This window comes from Aedoeadaptatus coxii (assembly GCF_001553115.1).
Taxonomy (GTDB): domain Bacteria; phylum Bacillota; class Clostridia; order Tissierellales; family Peptoniphilaceae; genus Aedoeadaptatus; species Aedoeadaptatus coxii.
This window is the reverse complement of sequence record NZ_KQ960175.1, coordinates 83,056-89,561: the sequence shown is the minus strand read 5'-3', so window position 1 is coordinate 89,561 and position 6,506 is coordinate 83,056. Positions and strand designations below refer to the sequence as shown.

The 6,506-nt window shown below is 37.4% G+C and carries 9 protein-coding genes and 2 tRNA genes; 9 read left to right on the top strand and 2 right to left on the bottom strand.

Annotated elements, in window-relative coordinates; translation table 11 throughout:
- Nucleotide 1: 1 nt before the first annotated feature.
- The 4 genes from HMPREF1863_RS04910 to HMPREF1863_RS04895 all read left to right on the top strand — a co-directional run bounded on the left by HMPREF1863_RS04910 (nucleotide 2) and on the right by HMPREF1863_RS04895 (nucleotide 1,776).
- Nucleotides 2-76, top strand: a tRNA-Gly gene (locus HMPREF1863_RS04910).
- 3 nt (nucleotides 77-79) lie between these two features.
- Nucleotides 80-156: transfer RNA gene (locus HMPREF1863_RS04905), tRNA-Arg, on the top strand.
- 154 nt (nucleotides 157-310) lie between these two features.
- Entirely contained in the window at nucleotides 311-1,213 is a 903-nt protein-coding gene (locus tag HMPREF1863_RS04900) for a tyrosine-type recombinase/integrase (protein ID WP_068367956.1), read from the top strand.
- Between the two features lie 182 nt (nucleotides 1,214-1,395).
- Complete coding sequence (locus tag HMPREF1863_RS04895; RefSeq protein WP_068367955.1) at nucleotides 1,396-1,776, top strand: hypothetical protein; 381 nt, start codon at nucleotides 1,396-1,398, stop codon at nucleotides 1,774-1,776.
- A gap of 182 nt (nucleotides 1,777-1,958) precedes the next feature.
- Here the strand turns inward: HMPREF1863_RS04895 and HMPREF1863_RS04890 are convergent, their stop codons facing one another.
- Entirely contained in the window at nucleotides 1,959-2,414 is a 456-nt protein-coding gene (locus tag HMPREF1863_RS04890; protein ID WP_068367954.1) for a hypothetical protein, read from the bottom strand.
- A 637-nt stretch (nucleotides 2,415-3,051) separates the two neighbouring features.
- Between HMPREF1863_RS04890 and HMPREF1863_RS04885 the strand changes: the two genes are divergently transcribed.
- The 4 genes from HMPREF1863_RS04885 to HMPREF1863_RS04870 all read left to right on the top strand — a co-directional run bounded on the left by HMPREF1863_RS04885 (nucleotide 3,052) and on the right by HMPREF1863_RS04870 (nucleotide 5,210).
- Nucleotides 3,052-3,339: a hypothetical protein gene (locus HMPREF1863_RS04885; protein WP_068367953.1), complete on the top strand. Its 288-nt coding sequence runs from the start codon at nucleotides 3,052-3,054 to the stop codon at nucleotides 3,337-3,339.
- A 179-nt stretch (nucleotides 3,340-3,518) separates the two neighbouring features.
- Complete coding sequence (locus HMPREF1863_RS04880) at nucleotides 3,519-3,848, top strand: PadR family transcriptional regulator (RefSeq protein ID WP_068367949.1); 330 nt, start codon at nucleotides 3,519-3,521, stop codon at nucleotides 3,846-3,848.
- Nucleotides 3,849-3,850: 2 nt separating this feature from the next.
- Nucleotides 3,851-4,438 (top strand): DUF1700 domain-containing protein, encoded by a 588-nt coding sequence (locus tag HMPREF1863_RS04875; RefSeq protein ID WP_068367948.1) that lies wholly within the window; start codon nucleotides 3,851-3,853, stop codon nucleotides 4,436-4,438.
- Nucleotides 4,439-4,457: 19 nt separating this feature from the next.
- A complete protein-coding gene (locus HMPREF1863_RS04870) occupies nucleotides 4,458-5,210 on the top strand; it encodes an alpha/beta fold hydrolase (RefSeq protein WP_068367947.1) in 753 nt (250 codons plus the stop codon).
- Between the two features lie 114 nt (nucleotides 5,211-5,324).
- Here the strand turns inward: HMPREF1863_RS04870 and HMPREF1863_RS04865 are convergent, their stop codons facing one another.
- Nucleotides 5,325-5,828, bottom strand: coding sequence for an ECF transporter S component (locus HMPREF1863_RS04865; protein WP_068367946.1), 504 nt, complete (start codon nucleotides 5,826-5,828; stop codon nucleotides 5,325-5,327).
- Between the two features lie 203 nt (nucleotides 5,829-6,031).
- Here HMPREF1863_RS04865 and ybaK point away from each other — a divergent pair, with 203 nt between their 5' ends.
- Nucleotides 6,032-6,505, top strand: a complete 474-nt coding sequence (gene ybaK, locus HMPREF1863_RS04860; protein WP_083508520.1) for a Cys-tRNA(Pro) deacylase — start codon at nucleotides 6,032-6,034, stop codon at nucleotides 6,503-6,505.
- Nucleotide 6,506: the final 1 nt, after the last annotated feature.

Genomic DNA, 6,506 nt, shown 5'->3' with positions numbered 1-6,506 from the left:
TGCGGAAGTGGCTCAGTGGTAGAGCATCGCCTTGCCAAGGCGAGGGTCGCGAGTTCGAATCTCGTCTTCCGCTCCATTTGTACCACTAGCTCAGCTGGATAGAGCGTTTGGCTACGGACCAAAAGGTCAGGGGTTCGAATCCTCTGTGGTACGCCAACCTAATAATACTGTATGCAAAACGCTACAAGTATTGAAAAATGCGTGTTTGTGAGTGATTTAGAAATACAAATTACTAGCGAATATCCGAATACCTACGAACTCTGAATGTTCGAATCTGATTCGATGTGAAAAGAGTAAGAAAGGAAGGGATATGAAGCAATGTAAATTTATTTCTGATGAACTACAGACACGTTTTTTATTGTGCAAAAAATTAAATGGCGTTCAGGAAATTACCTTAGCAAGTTATCGTAAAGTGTTCATGAACTTCGAACATCAAACGGGTAAGCCTATTGATTACGACAATCTAATGGAACAAGTAGCAGATTTCTTTTTCGCTATTAATTGGTACAGCGATATGACGTTTAATAACCAGCGTTCTAATCTTAACGGTTATTTTAATTTCCTTGTAGAAGTAGGAGTTATAAAAGAGAATCCGATCAAAGCGTTAGCGATTACAAGACGCAAAGAAGAAGATAAGCCTAGACCAGCCAATAAAGATGATTTAATTAAATTGTTATCCGTGATACCGATATACAGCTATGTGGGGCTAAGAGATTACACCATGATTCTTTTAATGGCAGATACGGGAATCCGACCAGCGGAAATTGAACGTCTTAAAGTAGATCATTTAAATCTAGCGAGAAGTTCTATCGTACTAACGAAAGATATAACTAAAACAAAACGAGAGCGAATAACGCCTATTTCCGACGGTGTAAAATCGTCGCTTATCAAATTTAACAAGACCATTGAATCTGTATTTGAGGACAGAGAGTATCTGTTCCTAACAGAGCAAGGCGAGAAAATGAATACCTACGTGTTAAGAAACAACATGAAAGCCTATTCTGAAAAAGCTGGAGTGAAGATCACGCCATATCAGTTACGTCATTTTTTCGGAACGGAATATTTACGTCATGACGGAAACCTACTATATCTTCAAAAGGTATTAGGGCATAGCAATTTAAATACCACGAGGAAATATATTCAGATTTCCGATGATGATTTATTGCGTAGTCATCAAATAGTATCACCAGCTAAAGAATTGATGAAATATTAGGCAAATGTAGGCGTTAAATTGAATGATACACTCTATAAAGCCGTAGGATAAAAAATAAGGAGATTTAATGATTTAGGCATGTAATGACATTAATAAAGATTTAAAACGCCTTAGAATTGATTATAGAGCGTCATTTGAATGGGAATCTTTAATTTAAAGACAAAATGAAAGGAAGAAACACAATGAACAGTAGAAAATTTAAAGAGTCTATGGATTTTTGCGGTTGTGAAACAAACTTCGGAGAAGATACCATTACCGTTTCATCAAAAATCTCGCTTAGCGAAAGCGGAAGTGTATTAGCCGAAATTGATACGTCATCAGGTTATCCCGAATACGTTCAATTTCATGTGGATAATCTTAGAGAACATTATCGTTTAGGAATAGACCTAGAGGACGAACGAAAATTTGATTGGCATATTCTCGTTCACCAATTCGCAAACCTAGTATCCACTTTCATTCTAACCAATCAAGACAGCAAGTATACACCGCCTATTGACTGCGAAGATATTGAAACGATTTTCGATGAGGAGATTGATTTCGGCGAGATGCTAACAAGTTATTGATGAAGAAGCCCCAGCAATAAAAGATGGGGTTCTTTCTTTATCTGCTAGACGTCATATAAAACGAATATAGAGCGTGAGGTTAAGAATTTGATTCATGTGACTATATAAAAAAAGAGCCATTTAGGCTCTAATTTGTCTGAATTTATATTCACTTATGTTTTTAAAAATCACCGATTAATAATCTACTTATCTTCATCAAGTTTAAAGACTTCGTATTTATCGAGTTTTACATCGTAATGAACCTCAACCGTTTTTTTATCCTTATTATCAATATATCTATAAGTGTAGTTTGTAAACTCAACATCTTTTAAGGTATCTGCTCCGGGATTGATATCATCAGCAGATCGCTCTCCAGGACGAAGCGTTTGAGTAACAAGTAAATCATATTGTTCTGTTCCATTTGATACAGTTCCTTCTGCATTAAATTGAGTTAATGTATATTTAGAATTGTTTGTTATGTAATAACACATTTCTTTATATTTTGGATTAGGAACTTCGGGTTCGCCTTTCCAGCTAGTTATTTTTATATCATCAACATAAACATCTGGTTTTTTAACTTCTTCAACTCCATCATTGAAACTGACACAGCCCGTCAATAAAAACATTAGCAGCAACGACATTATAATTCCTTTTTTCATAAAAATACATCTCCTTTCTAACATTAAATGTTATGTACTCTCTTATTTTAACATAAGCACATTGTATCTGGTATATATCATTCACGATTTTTTTAACGATCATTTTAGAGATACAATCTGAACAATAATCTTTTTTTATCAGGAAGATATCATAGGGAATTGTTTTCATAACGTTTAAACAAAAGTAGAATTAAACCTCTATAAACAGCTAAAATATTTGGGAAAAATTAAAGATAAACTATTCCACCATTAGCGAGAATCAACGAAAGTTAATTGGAGAACTCTATCCACAATGGAAAGCGAAAGAGATAACGGCAACAGATTTCATGGATAGAGTGGAACTCAAACGGAATACATTTTACAAGATCATGAAAGAGTACGAGGAAGAGTATTGTAATTGAAATAATCTTGTGCTAAAGTATCTGTGAGTTCTAAAGACATTCGAATATAGTTAGTAGACAAATGGGCGTAAACATTGGAATTTAAACCTTTATCCATAAATAGCCTAACCTTCGAATCCTTTGTGGTACGCCAGATTTAGTCTAATCGAGAGATTAGACTTTTTTTGTACCTTTAACTATGTATAGAGCGTTGTGAGATTGCTAGGTCCGGTTATGAATAGGAGGATCATCAATAAATGTATGCCATTGTTTTAGATTTAAATTTTGAAATTTTAAAAAATCATTTTGAAGATCCTCATAAAATTGCGTTTGACGAAATTTCTCACGAGTTAAACAAATTCGCTTTTGAGAAAACTACCGGAAATATTTTTATTCATCGATTGGAAAAAGATGGGCTTAAAGATTTATATCGTGCAATCAATAGGCTTTCAACAATCCCTTGGCTCAAGGATAGTATTCGTGAATTGCGCGCTTTTAAAATAGAGGACTGGTCAAATTTCACATCAATTATCAAGGAATCATAAGGAGTTACTCGCGAGAGTCGCTCTTTTTTTGTTTCTCCAATGTATTTAATTGAGCAATGTGTTCTAGCTTACGAGCATAATGGAAAATGAAAATGTGTGAATAATAGTAACTACCTATTGACACATAGGTACCATGTGGTACGATGTATATAGAAATAATGAAGAGAATAGGAGATAAAATGAACGGTGAATGGATAAGTCAAATAAAGCGCGGCACGTTGGAGTACGCTGTCATGCTGTTAATCTCCAATAAGGAAAGGTATGGCTACGATTTGATTCAAATTTTAGAACAGTATCCTATGTTAGCTACAAAGGAAAGCACTATCTATCCGTTATTAAGACGTCTTTTAAAAAATGGTTATTTGGAATCGTATTGGCATCAAATGGAGGAGGGCACGCCTGCGAGGAAATATTATCGCATGACACCTTTGGGCTTGTCCTATTTACAAAAATTAGAACAGGATTGGCAATTGCTGATTCAAAATATGTCAGATTTGGAGAAGGAGTAAGAATGAGAACTGAACATAATGAGAAAGCAATAGAAAAATACTTATCGCGACTGGATCGTTATTTGGTTCATATGTCTGTTTCGGAAAAGACCGATATTTTAAGTGAATTAAAAAACTCATTTTACGAACGCATGCGCAATGGACAAACGGCGGAATCTATTATAGAGGAAATGGAGCCTCCTAAAGAGTTGGCCATGGATTACTTAGGAGAAAGTATGATCAAAGACAAGGGTTTTTCATGGAGAAATTTCATGAGGTCCTTATGTTTTTATTCCTATGCATCTTTTTTATGGGTTTCTATTATTCCGACACTTGCCATTCTCTCTGTTTCATTCTTTTTTTCCGCAGGCGTAAGTGTTATCGCCGGTATCATGGGTTTATTAAAGGGAATAGTCCACATATCGCTCATCGACAATGTAAAGCTTGTTTTCTTTGTAAAAGAACTTACCGGTTTTCCCGCTCTTTTAGCCGGTTTGCTCTTAGCCATTATTTTTATCGTATTGGGTGTTCTTTGCTGGAAAGGTACAATTCATTTGATTCAATTTTTGCAAGATCAAAAGTGGAAAATGGAATTATCTCGTCGAAATTAGAGTGCAGAAGGGGAGGATTATGACAAATAATAGAATTAAGACATTTGGAGTGTTGGCATTGGCTGCTGTTTTATTGACTCAACCTATTTCTGCTATATCATCATCCTTTTCGGTTCCACGTTCCGACAAAAAGACTTTACCCTACGATTCAAAAAACGTTATATTCTTGCACGGCTTAGGGCAAGATAGTTCATCTTGGAATGAAACCTTTCAGTTTCTGGATTTTAATGAAAAGGAATCTATTAATATTATTGATGACGCAATGGAGGAACCGAGTTTTAGCGATTTAAAGAAGAATGTAGAAGCTCAACTTGCTCACAAACAGGGACCGTTCATTCTTTGCGGATTAAGTTTAGGTGCTGTTTTAGCAATAGCCATGTCATTAGATTGTCCTGAAAAAATTGCGGGGCTTATCGTTATCGCACCGCAGTATAAAATGCCGAGTCTCTTATTAAAGTTTCAAAACGGATTGTTTAAACTCATGCCTGAACGCTTTTTTTCTCAAACAGGCATTAGCAAAGAACAAATGATGTCCATTTCATCTTCCATGAGCGGAATCGATTACAGCCGTAGGATTCAAGGAATTCACTGCCCCGTCTATATTATTTGCGGCAGCAGAGATTGGGCCAATAAGCGGGCGGCTCGTTCTTTATATCGTCAATTGCCTCAATCAAAAATTTTTTATGTAGACGGTGCAGGGCATGAAGTAAATGTAGATGCGCCCCGGGAGTTGGCGAAGATTATTAATACTGCTTATAATGAAATGAAATGACGCTATAAGAAAAAGGCTATCCCCTTAGGATAGCCTTTTTCCATTTGGTGAATTGTTGTTAGAGAAACGCTCTGTTGCTAATGTTCGGATCGATCTTTACAAATAAGGTTTTCGCTACTTTTCTTCTTTCATCAGAATAGGCGCTTTTTGCAATAGGGGATAGAGGATGGTAGCGAGGACGGCGCCGGCGATACCTTGTAAAATATTGGGAACAAAGCTTGCCAGTGCAGTGGGGAAATTATAAAGTATGATGCCTTCTGCCAAGAGATACCCCAGCGCCATGATGAAGCCTGCCACAATGGCGGAGACGATCGGGGGGAGTTTTGTCTTTTCGTTTAACGCCCCTGCAACATATCCTTCCAGGCCTTTGACGACGAGGGTAATGGGTGCATAAAATGCGTAGCCGCTTAAAATATCGGCAAGTGCGGAGCCGATACCGCCGACGATGCCGCCTACAGTTTTACCGAGCAAAAGACCGGCGCAGATTAAAAGGGTATCGCCGATATTGAGGTATCCTTTCGTTGCGGGAATGGGGATTTGTATCACCATGGTGGCGAGTGCCGTAAGGGCTATGAACATAGCGATGAGTGTCAGCTTTTGAGTCGAGAGTTTTTTCATATGATCATCCTTTCTCCTTTATAGTAGTAGACTTTTCATAAAATCGACAGTACCAAAGAGGGAATTTAAAAAGGTATCAGCTAAATATGGATATCCAATGTCTTTAGTCAGCATTTACTCCATGATATAATGGAAAGGATCATAGAGGTAAATTTTAAATTACGAGTTAATTTCTCTTTAGGTATGAATAGATGAGGTGTTCTATGAAAAAGACAAACGCTCTCAGAATGTTGGACAGCCATTCGATTGATTATGATGTGGTGGAATATGATCCGTCGGTTGAAGTAGACGGTGCCAAGATCGCAAAGGAAAACGGGCTTCCCGTGGAACAGGTGTTTAAGACACTGGTTGCTGAGGGTAAGGATCGCGCGCATTTTGTCTTCGTCATACCGGTTGAGGAGGAATTGGATCTTAAAAAGGCGGCGCACGTTGCCGGTGAGAAAAAAATGGAAATGGTTCACGTGAAAGATCTTTTGAATTTAACGGGTTATATTCGCGGCGGCTGTTCGCCTGTGGGTATGAAGAAGGAATTTCCGACCTTTATTCACGAGTCGGCTTTAAATTACGAACGTATTTACGTCAGCGCCGGTAAAAAAGGGCTTCAAATGCACCTATCGCCAAAAGATCTAGCCGAAGCTTGTCACGGACAGTTTTTAGATATTACGAAAGAAGGTTGAG